This window comes from Paraburkholderia sp. BR13444 (assembly GCF_040948755.1).
Lineage (GTDB): Bacteria > Pseudomonadota > Gammaproteobacteria > Burkholderiales > Burkholderiaceae > Paraburkholderia > Paraburkholderia youngii.
Genome location: NZ_JBFPKM010000006.1, coordinates 285,152 through 300,936, shown reverse-complemented (window position 1 = coordinate 300,936; position 15,785 = coordinate 285,152). Strand labels below are relative to the sequence as shown.

The 15,785-nt window shown below is 63.5% G+C and carries 16 protein-coding genes and 1 pseudogene; 6 read left to right on the top strand and 11 right to left on the bottom strand.

Going from position 1 to position 15,785, the window contains the following annotated elements; translation table 11 throughout:
- Positions 1 to 14: 14 nt before the first annotated feature.
- The 4 genes from AB3X95_RS19700 to AB3X95_RS19685 all read right to left on the bottom strand — a co-directional run bounded on the left by AB3X95_RS19700 (position 15) and on the right by AB3X95_RS19685 (position 5,178).
- Positions 15 to 1,634, bottom strand: a complete 1,620-nt coding sequence (locus AB3X95_RS19700; protein WP_368622291.1) for an ABC transporter substrate-binding protein — start codon at positions 1,632 to 1,634, stop codon at positions 15 to 17.
- A gap of 46 nt (positions 1,635 to 1,680) precedes the next feature.
- Positions 1,681 to 2,742 carry an ABC transporter substrate-binding protein gene (locus AB3X95_RS19695; protein WP_368622290.1) on the bottom strand — a complete coding sequence of 354 codons (1,062 nt, stop codon included), beginning with the start codon at positions 2,740 to 2,742 and terminating at the stop codon, positions 1,681 to 1,683.
- A gap of 34 nt (positions 2,743 to 2,776) precedes the next feature.
- A complete protein-coding gene (locus AB3X95_RS19690; RefSeq protein WP_368622384.1) occupies positions 2,777 to 3,985 on the bottom strand; it encodes an LLM class flavin-dependent oxidoreductase in 1,209 nt (402 codons plus the stop codon).
- Between the two features lie 215 nt (positions 3,986 to 4,200).
- Positions 4,201 to 5,178, bottom strand: coding sequence for an SfnB family sulfur acquisition oxidoreductase (locus tag AB3X95_RS19685; protein ID WP_368622289.1), 978 nt, complete (start codon positions 5,176 to 5,178; stop codon positions 4,201 to 4,203).
- Positions 5,179 to 5,195: 17 nt separating this feature from the next.
- Between AB3X95_RS19685 and AB3X95_RS19680 the strand changes: the two genes are divergently transcribed.
- The 3 genes from AB3X95_RS19680 to AB3X95_RS19670 all read left to right on the top strand — a co-directional run bounded on the left by AB3X95_RS19680 (position 5,196) and on the right by AB3X95_RS19670 (position 7,509).
- Complete coding sequence (locus tag AB3X95_RS19680; protein ID WP_368622288.1) at positions 5,196 to 5,366, top strand: hypothetical protein; 171 nt, start codon at positions 5,196 to 5,198, stop codon at positions 5,364 to 5,366.
- Positions 5,367 to 5,756: 390 nt separating this feature from the next.
- Complete coding sequence (locus tag AB3X95_RS19675) at positions 5,757 to 6,290, top strand: OsmC family protein (protein WP_176122950.1); 534 nt, start codon at positions 5,757 to 5,759, stop codon at positions 6,288 to 6,290.
- A 271-nt stretch (positions 6,291 to 6,561) separates the two neighbouring features.
- On the top strand, positions 6,562 to 7,509 hold the full coding sequence (locus AB3X95_RS19670) for a TauD/TfdA family dioxygenase (protein WP_184228448.1): 948 nt from the start codon (positions 6,562 to 6,564) through the stop codon (positions 7,507 to 7,509).
- A gap of 47 nt (positions 7,510 to 7,556) precedes the next feature.
- On the opposite strand, the gene AB3X95_RS19665 is transcribed toward AB3X95_RS19670, so the two are convergent.
- Positions 7,557 to 8,153 (bottom strand): nitroreductase family protein, encoded by a 597-nt coding sequence (locus tag AB3X95_RS19665; protein ID WP_176122952.1) that lies wholly within the window; start codon positions 8,151 to 8,153, stop codon positions 7,557 to 7,559.
- Positions 8,154 to 8,408: 255 nt separating this feature from the next.
- Here AB3X95_RS19665 and AB3X95_RS19660 point away from each other — a divergent pair, with 255 nt between their 5' ends.
- Both AB3X95_RS19660 and AB3X95_RS19655 read left to right on the top strand, forming a co-directional pair.
- Positions 8,409 to 8,624, top strand: a complete 216-nt coding sequence (locus AB3X95_RS19660) for a hypothetical protein (RefSeq protein WP_176123025.1) — start codon at positions 8,409 to 8,411, stop codon at positions 8,622 to 8,624.
- A gap of 94 nt (positions 8,625 to 8,718) precedes the next feature.
- A complete protein-coding gene (locus AB3X95_RS19655; RefSeq protein ID WP_368622287.1) occupies positions 8,719 to 9,339 on the top strand; it encodes a c-type cytochrome in 621 nt (206 codons plus the stop codon).
- 54 nt (positions 9,340 to 9,393) lie between these two features.
- On the opposite strand, the gene AB3X95_RS19650 is transcribed toward AB3X95_RS19655, so the two are convergent.
- The 5 genes from AB3X95_RS19650 to AB3X95_RS19630 form a co-directional block, all read right to left on the bottom strand.
- Positions 9,394 to 10,746, bottom strand: a complete 1,353-nt coding sequence (locus tag AB3X95_RS19650) for an LLM class flavin-dependent oxidoreductase (RefSeq protein WP_368622383.1) — start codon at positions 10,744 to 10,746, stop codon at positions 9,394 to 9,396.
- Positions 10,747 to 10,830: 84 nt separating this feature from the next.
- A complete protein-coding gene (locus AB3X95_RS19645; protein WP_176122954.1) occupies positions 10,831 to 11,616 on the bottom strand; it encodes an ABC transporter ATP-binding protein in 786 nt (261 codons plus the stop codon).
- A gap of 43 nt (positions 11,617 to 11,659) precedes the next feature.
- Positions 11,660 to 12,559, bottom strand: coding sequence for an ABC transporter permease (locus AB3X95_RS19640; RefSeq protein ID WP_176366206.1), 900 nt, complete (start codon positions 12,557 to 12,559; stop codon positions 11,660 to 11,662).
- A 23-nt stretch (positions 12,560 to 12,582) separates the two neighbouring features.
- Positions 12,583 to 13,452, bottom strand: coding sequence for an ABC transporter permease (locus tag AB3X95_RS19635; protein WP_008920258.1), 870 nt, complete (start codon positions 13,450 to 13,452; stop codon positions 12,583 to 12,585).
- 13 nt (positions 13,453 to 13,465) lie between these two features.
- Positions 13,466 to 14,533 carry an ABC transporter substrate-binding protein gene (locus AB3X95_RS19630; protein WP_176366260.1) on the bottom strand — a complete coding sequence of 356 codons (1,068 nt, stop codon included), beginning with the start codon at positions 14,531 to 14,533 and terminating at the stop codon, positions 13,466 to 13,468.
- 273 nt (positions 14,534 to 14,806) lie between these two features.
- On the opposite strand from AB3X95_RS19630, the pseudogene AB3X95_RS19625 reads away from it, so the two are divergent.
- A pseudogene (locus AB3X95_RS19625) lies at positions 14,807 to 14,929 on the top strand (ATP-binding cassette domain-containing protein); the annotation flags it as partial.
- 100 nt (positions 14,930 to 15,029) lie between these two features.
- Here the strand turns inward: AB3X95_RS19625 and AB3X95_RS19620 are convergent.
- On the bottom strand, positions 15,030 to 15,707 hold the full coding sequence (locus tag AB3X95_RS19620) for an ABC transporter permease (protein ID WP_255215008.1): 678 nt from the start codon (positions 15,705 to 15,707) through the stop codon (positions 15,030 to 15,032).
- Between the last annotated feature and the right edge of the window lie 78 nt (positions 15,708 to 15,785).

Sequence of the window (15,785 nt, the reverse complement as noted above, 5' to 3'; positions counted from 1 at the left end):
GAGTCAAATGCGTTTTAGCGTTGCAGCCAGACGTCGGCGAAACTCGCCGACACGCCGTCCGGGCCCGTCGTATGGTTGTGGACAGCGCGCGAGTACACGGTCAGGTATTGCGGCGACACCAGGTTGATGTCCGGAAGATCGTGTTCGAGAATGCGCTGAATCTGCGAGAAGAGCTGCTTGCGTCTGCCTTCATCGGTTTCCTCGGCGACCTGCGCGAACAGCAGGTCGATCTCTGGGTTGCTATAGTGCGAACCGTTCGTGAACGGCACGCCGCGCCGGAAGTTGTTGCTCGTATAGAGCCGCGCTACGCCGACCACCGGATCGAACAGGTTGCTCATGCCGTTGATCGAAAAGTCGAAGTCGCGGTCGGTATAGATACGTTTCAGATACGCGGGCAAATCCTGGCTGCGCACGGTGACCGCAATGCCGACCCGCGCCAGCGCAGATTTCACATAAGCGGCGGTGCGCGTGGGCAGATCGCCGATCGGCAGCGGGTCGACGGTCAGCGCGAAACGCGTACCGTCCGCCTTGCGCGGATAGCCGGCTTCGTCGAGCAGCGCGTTGGCGCGCTCTACGTTGAACGGATAGGGCGTAGGTGCCGGGTCGTAGTAGGGGCTCGTCGGAATGATCGGACTGGCGAGCGGCGTCGCATAGCCGTAGAAGATTACCTTGCGGATCACGTCGCGATCGAGCGCCGACGCAATCGCCTGACGCACTGCAAGGTTCTTTAGTACCGGGTTGTCGAGATTGAACTCGATGCGCGTCACACCAGCCTGGAATTCATAGCCGTGCGGGTCGAGCGCGAGCTTCGGATTGCTTTTGAGCCGCTCGATGTCGGAAAGCGGCACGGGCGTGTCGCCGCTCAGATCGACGGAGCCGTCTTCGAACGCGACCGTGCGCGCGGCCGGATCGGTAATAACCTTGACGACGATCTTGTCGAGCAGGGGCTTGCCCTTGTTCCAGTAGTCGTCGTTGCGTGCATATTCGACGTAGCTGCCGCGCACCCATTTGACGAAGCGGAAGGGGCCGGTGCCGATCGGCGCGTTATTGGCCGGGTTGGTCAGCGGGTCGGTGCCTTCGTAAATGTGTTTAGGCACGATTGGCGTTTCCGACGACGAGAACGCCTTGATCAGATACGGCGCGGACTTCGACAGGGTGATGACGACTGTGTAAGGGTCCGGCGTTGTCACAGCGGTGACGTTCGCGAAGGTGGTTTTGGCGCGCGGGTGGACTTGCCTGAGCGTCTGGATCGAATAAGCGACATCGGCGGACGTGAAGGGCTGACCGTCATGCCATTTCACGTCGTGACGCAAATGAAAAACGTATTTGCGGCTGTCGTCGCTGACTTCCCACGACGTAGCGAGCGAAGCTTTCGGTTGCAACCTGAAGTCGTATTCGAGCAGACCTTCGACGACTTTTGGGCTGACCTTCAGCACATTGGTCGCAGTAGTCGCGAGATCGACGAGAGCGGTGGGCTCCGGCGTGACGACGAAATTGAGTGTGCCGCCGCGCGTTTGGGCGTGAGCGTGAGAAACAGAGAGAGCGACGACGAGCGCGGCCGCGAATCCGAGCGCGCCATTGACAAGGCGCGCGCCGCGCCGGCGCGGCGCCGCCTGCGATGTGACGTATGCCATCGTATGGTTGTGCGAGAAGAGAGAAGGGAAGAAAGCCGCAACGGGCTCAGACCGTGGCGCGCATAGTCGCGTCACGGCGCGCGAGTGCGGCACGCAGCGGCGCGGGGTCGACCCATGCGTCGAAATCGAAGTCCGTCGGAATGAACCCCCACTTGAACAGGAACTGCTTGAAGTCGGCGAGCGCCGCCAACGCTTGCGGATCGAGTCCGATGCACAGTTGTCGATGTAGCCCGCCCGGATAGGCTCGCTCGACCCAATGTTCCGCGCTGCGCGTTTCGCGCGCCACGTAGTGCGCGATGTCGCCGGCATGGCATTGCGCCCAGTCGCCGGTGTCGAGCGTGCGGGCCAGCACCCGCTCGACCAGATCGGGGCGCTCGCGCAGCAGTTGTGCGTCGACGGTCAACGGCCGCGGCGTACCATTGTTCGCGTGCAACAGCCGATTCGGCTGGGCGCTGATATCGATCAGGATCTTCGCGTTCAGCAGGTTTGCGATATCGAGCCCGGTCGCGCCTTTGACGAACACGACGTCGGCCTCGCCGCGCAGCAGTGCTTCGGCTTCGCGGGCGAATTCGTGAGAGCGCTGCGCGTCCAGCCAGTCGGCGAGCGGGGCGTCGGCAGCAGGTTTGGCGTCTTCGAGGCCGCGCGGCGTATGCGGGAGGTCGACCAGATCGACGTTTTCGAGTTGCACGCCAAGCGCGCCGAGCAATGACGTGAAGCCACGCAAGGCAGTCGCGCGATGGAAATCGACCACGCTTGCGCGTGTATTGAGCGGAAAGCCGAAGCGGCGTCCTGCCAGCGCTTGCGCGCTGGCATCGAGTTGCCGGTCGAGCGTGATCAGCGCCTGGAATTCATCCACCCAGCTTAGGCCGATCAGTCGTGTATCGCTGCCTTGCGAACGCGCCCATAGCGCGGGAATGTTGCCACCCTGGCGAAACGACCATGGCTGCGTGTGCGTGAAATGCGAGCGGCGAATGTTGACGTCGTCGGCGTCCTGGAGCGCTTTCACGTCGATGCCGTCGGTCGCGAATTCCTGTTCAAGCCAGCCTTTCTGTACGGTAATACCGAACGGAGTGGGGGCAGGGCAGCGGGTGTACCAGAGTCGGCTCATTCAATCACCTTTGAATTCGGAGATGGCGGGGCGGTCAGAGGCGCAGGCCCGCTTCACGTAGCAGCGGGAGCACGCGCGCGCCAAAGAATTCGAGGTCCGGCTGGAAGTCGAAGAAGCTCAACTGCACGCCGTCGATACCCGCGCGATGCAGGCGCACGATGTATTCGGCAATCTGCTGCGTCGAGCCGACGATCGAGATGTTGCCGCCGACTGCCCGGGCGGCCGCCTGGTTTCGCTGCTCGGCGTTGCCCCGCCATGCGTGGGCGTCACTTTCGAAGCGATGGAAGCTCCCTTCGTCGCCGTGCGCGACGATTGCGTCGCGATAGGCGAGCGCTTCGGCTTCGGTCTGGCGGCAAATCACCATCGGGTTAATCAGAGTGCGGACTTTGCGTCCGTACTTCGCGGCCGTTGCCTTCACGCGTGCCGTGTGGGCCGGCAACGTCGCCAGCGCGGCTTCGATTTCAGAGCCAGCGGGGCTGGTGATGAACACGACGTCCGAGTAACGCGCGGCGAAGTCGATCCCTGCATCCGATCCCGTCGCATTCACGAGCAGCGGGCGCCCGTATTGCGGCTTTGGCGTGACGAACGCCTTGTCGAGCTTCCACGTCGACAGCTCGGGCACGAAGCTGAAGTTCTCCGGTTGTGACCATAGCTGTTGCACCGCGTCGAGAAATTCGCCCGCCAGTTCATAGCGGCGGTCATGTTCGATGCGCTGCCAACCGAACATTTCGTGCTCGACCGCGCGATGGCCGGTCACGACATTGATGCCCCAGCGCCCCTTTGAAATGTGATCGAGGGTCGCGGAGAACTTCGCGAAATGCAACGGATGCCACGGGCCATAAAGCACGTGGCTGGTCGCGACGAGAATGATGCGTTCGGTGCGCGCGGTCATCGCCGCGAGCGACATGAACGAGTCGAGGGCCTGACCGTTGAACACGCCACCATAGCCGCCCTTCGGCAGCCACTGGGACAGCGCGAACACCAGATCGAAGCCGAGGCTCTCGGCCTTTTGCACGAGCGCCAGGTTGTAGTCGAAGTTCCAGTCGGTGGTGCGAGGCAAGGTCGAGGCGCTCCAGCCACCCGCCTGGATCGGCAGGAATAGCCCGAGCAGCAACGGCTGCTCGAGCGCGCGGGCAACCGGACTATCGGCGAATTCGACGGGCGAGCGCACCTGTACGAAGGGGGTGGCGTCGCGCGTGGTGTCCGGCGATTGCGCTGACGCTTGCGGCTGAGCGGCGAAAATGGATTGGGTCACAGGTATTGTCCGTGCCGTTTGACGTAAAAGGCGCTTGTTCTTTTCAAGCGCTCGGCCATCTTGCGTGATGGTTGGCGCCAGGCGTCCCTATCAAACCTCAGTGCAGACCGATGGGACTCGCGTCAACGCAGTAGATCACGCGATGTTGGCAACGCAAAACAACGAATTCTTCTTTTCATTTGAGGCTTGCCGCGGCGTGGGCTTCAGGTCTGACCGGTGGGCGAAGGGCGCACACCGTTCAGATAGAAGTTGCCGACCGCCGCGTATTTCCAGCGCACCGGATGATGCACGGTGTGAACCCGCGCGTTGCGCCAGTGCCGGTCGAGATTGAACGACGGATGCGTCGAGCGGGTGCCCGCAAGTTCGAACAGCTTGCTGCCCGCTTCGATCGCGATTTCGGTCGTCAATGCCTTGGCTTGCGCGACGGCGATCGACGCGGCCGCAATCGAGTTCGGGCCGGTATCGGCGAGACAGCGATCGATCTCGCGACCGGCGCGGTCCATCATCGCTTCGGCCGCGTGCAGACGCGTGGTCAATTCGCCAAGCTCGTGGATCACATACGGATCGGCGCCGAGTGGCGGGATGGCGCTCGGCGACGAAGCCGCGTCGCGTTCGCGAATAAAGGCGATCGTCGCATCGATCGCGGCGCGCGCAATGCCCGCGTCGATGCCGACATGGCTGATCTGCGTGACTGCGTTTTGCGGCCAGAGCGTGTAGCTTTGATGGATCGGTAACACGTTGAGCGGGGGCACCCAGACGTCCTCGAAAATCACGGTTCCGCTTGCGGTGGTTTTCTGGCCGAAGCTCTGCCAGTCGTCGATGATCTTCATGCCCGGGTGACCGGCCGGCACCACGGCCACAGTGCGGCGCCCTTCCTGGTCCTGGCCGATGGTCGACACATAGTCGGCGAAAAGCGCTCCGGTCGAATAAAGTTTGGTGCCGGATAAACGGAAGCCGCCGCGCTCCGGTGTGATGGTCATCGCGGAGCCGCTGGGCAGCCGTCCGCCCACGTCGACGTTCGCATTGCCAAAGCGCGCGCCGCCGAGAATCTCGCCGAGAAAGAACGACCGTTGTTGCGCGTTGCCGGTTTTCCAGATCCAGAACACCGCGCTATTATGGTTCTGCTGGATTTGCGCGATCGACGGATCGGCTTCAGCGAGGATGGCGAATACACGAGCCACGGTTGCGTAGGAGACTTGTGCTCCGCCGTATTCGCGTGGCACAGTCCTGCACCGGAGCAGGCGTCGAGTTCCGCGAAAGGCAGGATGCGTTCGCTATCGCGGCGCGCCGCATCGAGCGCGAAACGCTCGGCGAGCGATTGCGCGGTGCGCAGCGCTTCATCGTCGGACTTGAGAATGTGCGCCGGTGAATACACGCGTGGGGTCACTCGGGCGGTCTCTTCGAACGCGATGTCTGAAGCGTGAGCGGTCATCAACGACTCCTGGGCAGTCCATTCCGGACCGGGACTAAGGTTGAACGAGGGATTCTTTTCAACATGCAATTGCTTTCACATACGAAGTTCGTCATTGAGCAGCAGTTTCCCGCGGCTGCGTTGAGCCAAAAAAAGTACCGGCAAATAGACCCAATGGACAACGAACAATAATTTCTATCCTTATATGCGCGTTGAGCGGGACCCAGCGCAACTGACACATAGGTTTAAGCAAAGCAGAATCGCTTCGTTCGTGGATCCACGGTAGCCGGCTATGCTGTGCGCCGAATCCTCACTCGCAGTTTCGACGACCGACCGAACCATTCATTCATGACGACGCTAAACGAGTACCTTCAGCAGAAACGCATTGCATGGCTCGCCAAACGCGAAGCGGCGCGCAACGACCCGAATCTCAAGGCTAACCAGCTGAAAGCCAATGTGCGAGCCTTGGGACGCAGCGGCGTACGCGAAATCCGTATCCGCGACTTTCAGGTCATCAGCGACAGTCCCACCGATTTCGCCGGCTACAACCTCGGACCAGCATCGCCTGAATTACAGCTCGGGGTGCTGGGGAGTTGCCTGACGCATATCACGCTGATCCAGGCTGCCGAGCGGCAATTGCGGATAGATTCAATCGATGTGGAGGTGACCGGTGACCAGCATCCGCTCGCACAGCAACCGGGCTTCGAGCATGTACCGATCTTTCCGCACAACATCCGCTATACGCTCGATATCGTGTCGCCGGAACCACCCGATGCGATTCGCGCGCTGCATGAAGCGGTAGAGGCGGTTTGCCCGATCTACAACCTGCTGAAGAATCCGCAGACGATCGTCGGTGAATTGCGGCACGTTAGCGCGGCGTAACAACCGTTCGGTGTGGCGTAACGTGAAAACGTGGCGGTCGCAGCGATGCGACGAGGGGCGCATTTTCATTGCATCTGCGCGAATAACCTAAGTCGGTAGTTGTCGGCGCGCAGGCTGTCCCTATACTGACTCGCCGACACATGCGTGCATCGTGCGCAAAGTTCATGCTAACGATGGCGAATGAACGACATCCATACATTGCACGCCGCCACATCGCCGATCAACCCCCAAACACGTCGCGCGGCAAGCGCCGCGACCAAGGAGAGCAACGATGAGTGCAGCCCCCGTTACCGACGAAGCCGAACTGCGGATCAGTCCGCTGTCCGCGCATATCGGCGCGGAAATCAGCGGAGTCGATCTGACCCGGCCGCTCGACCAGAAGCAGATTCAAGCGATCCGCGCTGCGTTGCTGAAGTGGCGTGTCGTGTTCTTTCGCGAGCAGTTTCTGAGCCACGAGCAGCACGTCGCTTTTTCCGCGCAGTTCGGCGAGCTGACGGTCGGGCATCCGGTGTTCGGCCACGTCGAAGGCCACCCGCAGATCTACTCAATTTCGAAATTCCGCAGGGCGACGCGCTTCGAAGGGCTGCCGCTGCTGCGGCCGTGGACCGGCTGGCATACCGATGTGACCGCGGCCGTCAATCCGCCGTTCGCGTCGATCCTGCGCGGCGTCACGATTCCACCATACGGCGGCGACACGCAATGGACCAACCTCGTGATCGCCTATGAAAAGCTGTCCGAGCCACTGCGCAAGTTCGTCGACGGTCTGCGCGGCGTGCATCGCTTTGCGCCGCCGCAAGGCGCGAAAGGCACCGAAGCGTTTGCGGCGGCGGTCGAGCAGCATACGCTCGTCAGCGAGCATCCGCTTGTGCGCGTGCATCCGGAGACCGGCGAGCGCGCGCTCTACGTGAGCCCCGGATTTCTGAAGCAGATCGTCGGCGTCACGCCGCGCGAAAGCCAGGTGCTGCTCGAACTGCTGTGGGAACACGTGACGCGGCCGGAATTCACGGTCCGCTTCAGATGGGAAGCGGGCTCCGTGGCGTTCTGGGACAACCGCACGACCGCGCATCTCGCGCCGACCGACATTTTCGATCTCGACTTTGATCGCCAGTTGTATCGCACGACGCTCGTCGGCGATGTGCCGGTCGGACCGGACGGGCGCGCGTCGGTATCGCTCGAAGGTTCGCCCGTCGGGGCGGCCGCCGCGATTGCGCTGAACTGAACGGGGGCCGCCCTTTTTGGGCGGTCTGGTTCGATTTCCCTGCGCTGTCAGAACGCGAAGCGGCCTTCCGCAACGAACGTCGCCTGCGGATTGCGCGGACTCGGTGTTTCACGCGATTGCAAAGCCTCGGGCAACGAAGCCTTGTCGCCGGCGCGGCCAATAGCAACGGCCGCTTCGATCGCATAGTCGTCGGGGATCGCGAGCTCCGAACGGATATGCTCGCGCTCGATGCCGGCAAGGCCGTGCGCCTTCCACCCTGACAGGCTCGCCTGCAGCGCGAAATAGCCCCACGCGGTGCCGGTATCGAACGAATGCGACGCGAGCGGCACTTCCGCCGCTGCGCCCGGCGGCGTGAACGTGCGTTTCGACAGCACGATCAGGATCGCCGCAGCATGCTGTGCCCAGCCCCGGTTGAACTCGTTCAGAAAGCCCAGAAAGCGCGTCCAGTGCTCGGTGCCGCGACGCGCATAGACGAAACGCCACGGTTGCGAGTTATACGAAGAGGGTGCCCAGCGGGCCGCTTCGAGAAAGGTCAGCAATGTCGATTCGGGAATCGTGTCCTGCGTGAACGCGCGCGGCGACCAGCGCTCGAGAAATTGTCTGTCGATCGGATGCTCGGCGGTACGGAAGTTCGAAGTGGTCATGTCTGTGCCATTGAGAAGAGAACGGGGTGGGACGCTTTTGAGCGTACGCGTGCCAGAATCAGGACGTTAAGTCGAGGCGAACGCAAATCCAACCAATGTTTATGCATATGAAAAGCACTCGACGGGAGAATGCGTTTCATCGGCACCGCCGGGCCGACATTGCATTCGCAGCGCAATGGATTGCACAAATGCTTGTTTGCGCAAGCGCGCGCCGCTGACCAAATTGAATAAATGCCATCAGCAGGAGGGCGCATGATGTCAATGAACCTTGCATCGTTCTATCGGCGGGCCGTGTTCCACCCTTTCGAAACCGTGCTGCAGCGGGTCCACCGCGACCGTCGTCACGCGGGTGACGCGCACGACGATCCCGAGCGCCTCGAGCGGATTGCGACCTACGCGCGCGCGGGCTATTTCAACATGGGCTACACGCTCGAATCGTTTCACGTGATCGGCGAAATCCCGCCGGATTGACGGCCGCATCTGACCGCGGCACGCGGACTGAACTCGAACTATCACTACAACGGCATTCAGCAGTGGCGCATCGAAGCGGATGGGAGCGTGAAAAATGCATGAGCCTGTCCTGTTCGTTGCGCCGGGATTCAGATTGTTGCGCGGCCTGCTGGCGGTGGTCGTTGCTGGCAGTCTGCTCGCTGGCTGCTCCTCTTCGTTCGACGCAACGCGCGACGCCCAGTCCACGGCCGCGCAAGCGCGCTGGCACTTATCCGTCGACGCGATCGGCAAGCCCATCACCGAAACCTATCTGAGTGCCTGGAAGATCGACGTCGCGCCGGACGGCCCCGGCCTGCCCAATGGCAGCGGCGACGTCGCTACGGGTAGGCGGATTTTCGCGGCGAAATGCGCGGCCTGTCACGGCGCGAAAGGTGAGGGACTGATTGGCGATCAGTTGATCGGCGGCGCGGGTACGCTTGCGAGCGCGACTCCGAAACGCACAGTGGGCAGCTACTGGCCCTATGCGACGACGCTTTTCGACTATATCCGCCGGGCCATGCCGTATAACGCGCCGCAGTCGCTTAGCGCCGACGAAGTGTATGCGCTCAGCGCGTGGATATTGGACCGCAACGGCATAGTGCCGGACGATGCGCATCTCGACGCGCATTCGCTGGCGGCCATCCGCATGCCCAATCGGGATGGCTTCGTGCCGGACCCGCGACCGGGCACGCTTTGACAGCCGGTTGCCGGCGGGCGCGGGCTTGGCACCTCGCTCGCCGGCGCGCCTTCTTCAGGAAGCGGCCGCCGCGAGTTCGCCGCGCTCCGGAGCCTTCTGCGCGTGGCGATTGACCGGACGCGGCAGCCCCAGATGCTCGCGGAGCGTGCGGCCCGCGTACTCGGTGCGAAAGAGTCCACGGCGCTGCAATTCCGGCACGACGGTATCGACGAATTCGCTGAGCCCGCCAGGCAGCCACGGCGACATGATGTTGAAGCCGTCCGCGCCTTCCTCTTCGAACCATTGCTGCAACTGGTCCGCGATGCTCTGCGGCGTGCCGATCACCTGCTGATGTCCGCGCGCGCCCGCGATGCGCAGATACAGATCGCGGATCGTCAGATTGTCGCGCCGCGCGAGGTCGAGCAATAGCCGTTGCCGGCTCTTGCCACCATTGGTTTCGGGCAGATCCGGCACGGGGCCGTCGAGCGGGTACTGCGACAGGTCGATGCCACCCGACATCTTCGACAGCAACGCGAGGCCAACCGTTGGATCGATCAGCTCCTGCAACGCGTCGAACTTGTCGCGCGCTTCCTGCTGCGTTTTGCCGATCACCGGGAAGATGCCCGGCATGATCTTTAGATGCTCCGGCGCGCGTCCATAGCGCGCGAGTCGTCCTTTGACGTCGCGGTAGAACTGCTGCGCTTCGTCGAGCGTTTGATGCGCGACGAAAATCACCTCGGCCGTTTGCGCGGCCAGCTCGCGCCCGGCTTCCGACGCGCCCGCCTGCACGACGACCGGCCAGCCCTGCGGCGAGCGCGCGACGTTCAAGGGACCGCGCACGCTGAAGTGCTTGCCGCGATGGCCGAGCACGTGTAGCTTGTCGGCGTCGAAATAGATGCCGCTCGCCTTGTCGCGCACGAACGCATCGTCTTCCCAGCTATCCCACAGACCCGCAACCACGTCGTAGAACTCTTTGGCGCGCTCGTAGCGCACCGCGTGATCGAGGTGCCTTTCGAGGCTGAAATTGTGCGCCTCCGTTTCCGTGCTGGACGTGACGAGGTTCCAGCCCGAGCGGCCGCCGCTCAGATGATCGAGCGACGCGAATTTGCGCGCGACGTTGTACGGCTCGTTGAAGCTGGTCGACACGGTTGCGATCAGCCCGATACGGTCCGTTACGACCGACAGCGCGGAGAGCAGCGTCAACGGCTCGAAGTGATCGGCGCGCGCGGTGCGCGAGAGCGACGGCAGATGCGTGTCGCGCACGCTGACGCTGTCCGCGAAAAAGATCGCGTCGAATTTGGCCCGCTCGGCGATGCGCGCGAGTTGCGCGTAGTGCGTGAAATCGAGGCCGCCCGCCGCATGCGTGTCGGGATGACGCCACGCGGCGATGTGATGGCCCGTCTCCATCAGGAACGCACCGAGGCTCATCTGTCGTTTGTGTTGTGATGCTGCACTCACTGCTGGCTCCTTGTGAGGGACGTTGAGGGAAGGCGGTTGCTATCGCGGGCGGAGTCACCCCGCGTTCTCGGCAAGCTCGGAGAAATCCGCGAGGATCTGCTCGCGCAACCGCACGAAGCGCGGGTCGCTGCGCTCGCGCGGCCGCGGCAAGCCGACATGCGTAATCCGCTTGATGCGACCCGGGCGCGGCGCCATCGTCACCACGCGATCGCCGAGATGAATCGCTTCGTCGACGTCGTGCGTGACGAGGATCATCGTGATGCGTTCGCTTTCCCAGATCCGTTGCAGCTCGTTTTGCAGACGCGCGCGGGTGAGGGCATCGAGCGCGCCGAACGGTTCGTCGAGCAACAGCACTCGCGGGCGATTCACGAGCCCGCGCGCGATCGCCACGCGCTGCGCCATGCCGCCCGACAGCTGATGCGGATACGCATGCTCGAAGCCTTGCAGGCCGACGAGCCCGATGTGCTCGGCCACCGCGTCGCGCTTCTGTTGCGGCGAGAGCGGCGCGTTGCGCAGCGCGGCGAGGATGTTCTGCGACGCCGTCAGCCAGGGAAACAGCCGGTGATCCTGGAACACGATGCCACGTTCGAGTGACGTATCGCGCACGCGCTCGCCGTCGACGCTGATATCACCGCGATAGTCGGTGTCGAGACCGGCGACGAGGCGCAGCAGCGTGGACTTGCCGCAGCCACTTGCACCGAGAACGCTGATGAATTCGCCCGCCGGGATGTCGAGTGAGATGTCGTCGAGCACGAGCAGGTCGTCATCCGCATCGCGTTGGCGCGCATAGCGCTTGCTGACGCCGCGAATGCGGATGCCTTTGGAAACCGTGGTGGTCATGAGATCGCCTCCTGTTGATGAGCCGCTTGACTGACGATCCACCTCAAGCGACGGCGCGTTCGCGCGGCGCACCGCTGCGGCGCGCTATCACGCGTCGCTCGACACCTCGGGCGAGCGCATTGAGCGCCCAGCCCGTCAGTCCGACGACGATGATGCCGAACAGCACGAGGTCCATCCTGAACTGCTCGCTGCCGTCGATCAGAGTGTTGCCGATGCCGCTGCCCGCGACCAGCAGATACTCGGCGCCGAGCGTCGCGAGCCACGAATAGATGAGCCCTAGGTAGAGGCCCGTGAAGATCGTCGGCAACGCGGCGGGCAGGATCACGTAGCGGATCAACTGGATGCGTGAGTAGCGCAACGCACGCGCGACCTCGATGTAGGAGCGCGGCACCGCGTGGATGCCGTCGCAGGTATGTGCCGCGACGGGGAGCAACGCCGCGAGCGACAGGAAAACGACTTTCGCCATATCGCCGAGGCCGAACCAGACGGAGATTAGCGGGATCCACGCGAACAGCGAGATCTGCTTGAACGTGTCGAAGCTCGGGCCGATCAACCGAGTCGCGATGCGCGAGAGTCCTAGCACCGAGCCGAGCAGCAGGCCGCCCACCGTACCGATGATAAAACCGCTCGCCTCGCGCGCCAGCGACGCCGACAGCGCGCGCAGCAACGCGCCGCTTTCGATCTGCTGCCACGCGGTATGCGCGACATCGGCTGGGCTCACGAGCAGGCCGCTCTTGACGAGACGTAACGCCGACACGAGCCACCATAGCGCGAACAACACGAGCGGCAGCACGAGCCCGCGCCAGTTGACGGCGGCTAGACGGGTCCTGAGCGCTGCCACGCGAGTCGGCCTGGCGGGCGCTTCGCAACTGCATGGTGGCGGAGCGCTTCTGAGTGGCTCGAAGAAGCGGCGCAGCGCATCGGAAGCAGGAGGGCGTGCCATGTCGGAGTCCCGAAACGAGGCGCCTACTCGCGAAACGCCGAAGGTTGGCCGCGCCGCAGCCGCGCTTCGAGCGCATCGAGCAGACAGTTGATCGCAAAGCCGATCGCGCCGACGATCACGACGGACGCCATGACCAGATCGAGTTGAAAGAGTTGTCGCCCATAGACGATCAGATAGCCGAGCCCTTCTGACGAGGCCACCAGTTCGACGACGACCAGCGCGAGCCACGCTTTCGTGAACGCGAGCCGCACGCCGGTGGCGAGCGTCGGCACGGCGGCCGGCAGCACCACGTAGGCGATGCGCTGCCAGCGGCCATAGCCGAACACGCGCGCGGCTTCATCGAGCGCGGCGGGGGTCTGGCGAAAACCCTGCATCGTGCTCAACGTGACGGGCACGAGCGCGGCATGCGCGATCAGGATGTACTTGAGCGGCTCCCCGACGCCGACGAGCAGCAGCAGAAACGGCAGCCAGCCGAGCACGGGAATCTGCACGAGCGCATTAAAACCCGGCAAGACATACGCTTCGACGGTGCGCGACAGGCCGAGCGCCGCGCCGATCATGAACCCCGCCAGGGTGCCCGCGCCGAAGCCGAGCAGCACGCGCTGCAGACTGACGAGCGTGTGGTGCGCGAGGTCGCCGTTGCGCGCGAGATCGTACAGCGTGTCGAACACCATCTGCGGCGGCGGAAGGATTTGCGGCGCGATCCAGCCGCGCTCGCAGCCGATGCTCCAGAGCGCGAACAGCGTGGCGGGCAGCAGCCAGGGCGCGAGATGCCAGCCGACGGCGCGCGCGCGTCGTCGCAGGTTGGCGTTTGCTTGCGCCTTCGCTTCGCTTGCCACCTGCGCTGCGGCTTGCGCCGCGGCGGGGGACCATTCGCCAAGCGCCTTGCTCATCGTCGATCTCCGGTCAGCCGAGGGGTTTGCCTTGCGCGTCGTAGCGCGTCCAATAGTGATCGAGCGACTGGCTGTGCAACGCGTTGTCGAGATAGCGCGGCTCGAACCAGCCGTCGACGTCGACGGGCTGACGGATCATCTTGAGCTTCAGCGCATCGCCGGCCACGGCCTTGTAGCGCGCGACGATGAACGGATCGATGAGCGGCGAGTTGCGCGACTTCAGTGGCTGGTTCGCGAACTCGGCCTGCCACGAGGCGTAGCTGACGCCGCTCTTCGCCCAGAGCTTGAACAGCGCGTCGCGGTTCGCTTCATCGGACGACCATTGCGCGCCTTTGACGAACACGTTGACGACGCGTTGCACGATGTCGGGATGCGCGCGGTCGAAATCATCGAGCACGAGCAGGTGCGATTGCCGCGTGAACTGCGGACCGGCCGTCTGCGATTCGTAGACGATCTTCGCGAGACCCTGGTCGCGCAGCTTGTAGACGTGATAGTCGTTGACGGACGCGTCGATACCTTTGGACGACAGCGCCGCGAGCGAGCTGGCCGAATCCAGATTGATCACGCGCAGATCGCGCTCGTCGAGCTGGTTGGCGGCGAGCACGTTGTCGGCGACGAGCTGCAAGTTGGTGCCGCGAAAAATCGACACACGGCGGCCCTTCAGATCCTTGATGTTCTGCACGGGCGAGTCCGGCGGCACGGCGAACTTCACGCCGACACGCACACCCGATTCGAGCAGGATGCGCGTCTTTAATCCGTTCGCGCGGCCGAGCACGGACGGCAGATCGCCCTGAAACGCGAAGTCGAGCGACTTGTCGGCGATCGCTTCGTTGACGGCGGGGCCCGCGCCCTTGAAGAACAGCCATTCGACCTTGATGCCGTCGGCGGCGAATTCTTTTTCGAGCAGTTGAAGCTGCTGCACGGTGGCGGCGGGCGAGCCGCCGAAGGTCGGTGGGTCGCCTGCGCCCTGCTGCGCGACGCCAATGCGGATCACAGCAGGTTTGTCTGCGTGCGCCTGGGATACCGTGAATGCCAGTGCGGCGGCGAGCAATGCGGATTTCACCAGGGATAGCGTTCGCAGAAAGTTTCGTGGGATTCGATTAGCCATGGATCGGGACGATGCGCAGCGCGGCGTGGTCGTGGAGTGCTAATTCTTGTCGACGCCTCCCCTAAGAACAAGGAAGCATTGCAGCTATGGATATGCGCTGCCGTGCTTTTCTGTTTCCACGAGATGGCGCTGGACCGGACGGATGCGTGTCGCAGAGCGGCTTGAGGACGTTCCATAGCGAGGATGATCGCTGGGCGGATGTTGTTTCGGCTTGCGCGCCGGAGCGCTGATCAAGTGGCTGAAACTCGGGCCAGCGCGCTGCTGACGAAAGTTGGCATCGCACACAAGGCCGATGCGTGGCCCGCCACGCTGTCGGGTGGACAGCAGCAGCGCGTGGCGATTGCCTGGGCGCTGGCGCCGTCGCCCGAGGCCGATGTTCAGATACGGCCCGAAAAACGGGGGGCCATAGAAGTATTTGATATATCCATAGATTGCACTTGGCGCAGGACTGCACGCGAATGCGGAAACGCTAGCGATCTGATCTGAGCAGTGCTCGCGCCAGAAGCCGGGCGATGCCGTCGAGCGCGAAGCCGAGCGCACCAATCACGAGAATGACCGCGGTTAGCTCGGAATAGGCGAGCCGGTCCCGCGTATCGAGGATCAGGTAGCCGAGTCCGGCGCTGACGCCAAGCATCTCGGCCGGCACGAGGACGATCCATAGAATGCCAATCGCGAGCCGGATGCCATTGAGAAGTGGACCGGCGATCGCGGGCAGGATGATGTGCAGCAGCAGTTCGCGGCGCGTCGCGGTCAGACTTTCGCCGAGCCGCAGCCACCGCCGGTCGATCTGCGCGACGCCAGCGGCCGTGCTCATCAGAACCGGCCACAAGGCGGCGAAACCCAGCAGGAAATAGATCGCGCGGTCTCCGATACCGAATGACATCACCGCGAGCGGCATCCATGACAGCGGCGACACCATGCGCAAAAACTGGAAAGTCGGCGACAGCGTATGCTCGAGCGATTGCACGCGGCCGATCAGAATCCCGAGCGGGACGCCTACCAACAGGGCCAGCCCGAGTCCAGTGCCGACGCGCCGCAGACTGACGAGCGCGTGCTCGGCCAGATGGTCCTCCGAGAACAGCGACGGCAGGCTCGCAAACGCACTATCCGGCGCAAACTGTCGGCCAAGCGAGCCGGGCGCGGTCATCGCGTGAGTCGCGACCCACCAGATGACGAGCGTCGCGGCGAGGCCTGCGGCACCGAGCCAGACTGCGCGAGAAGTCAC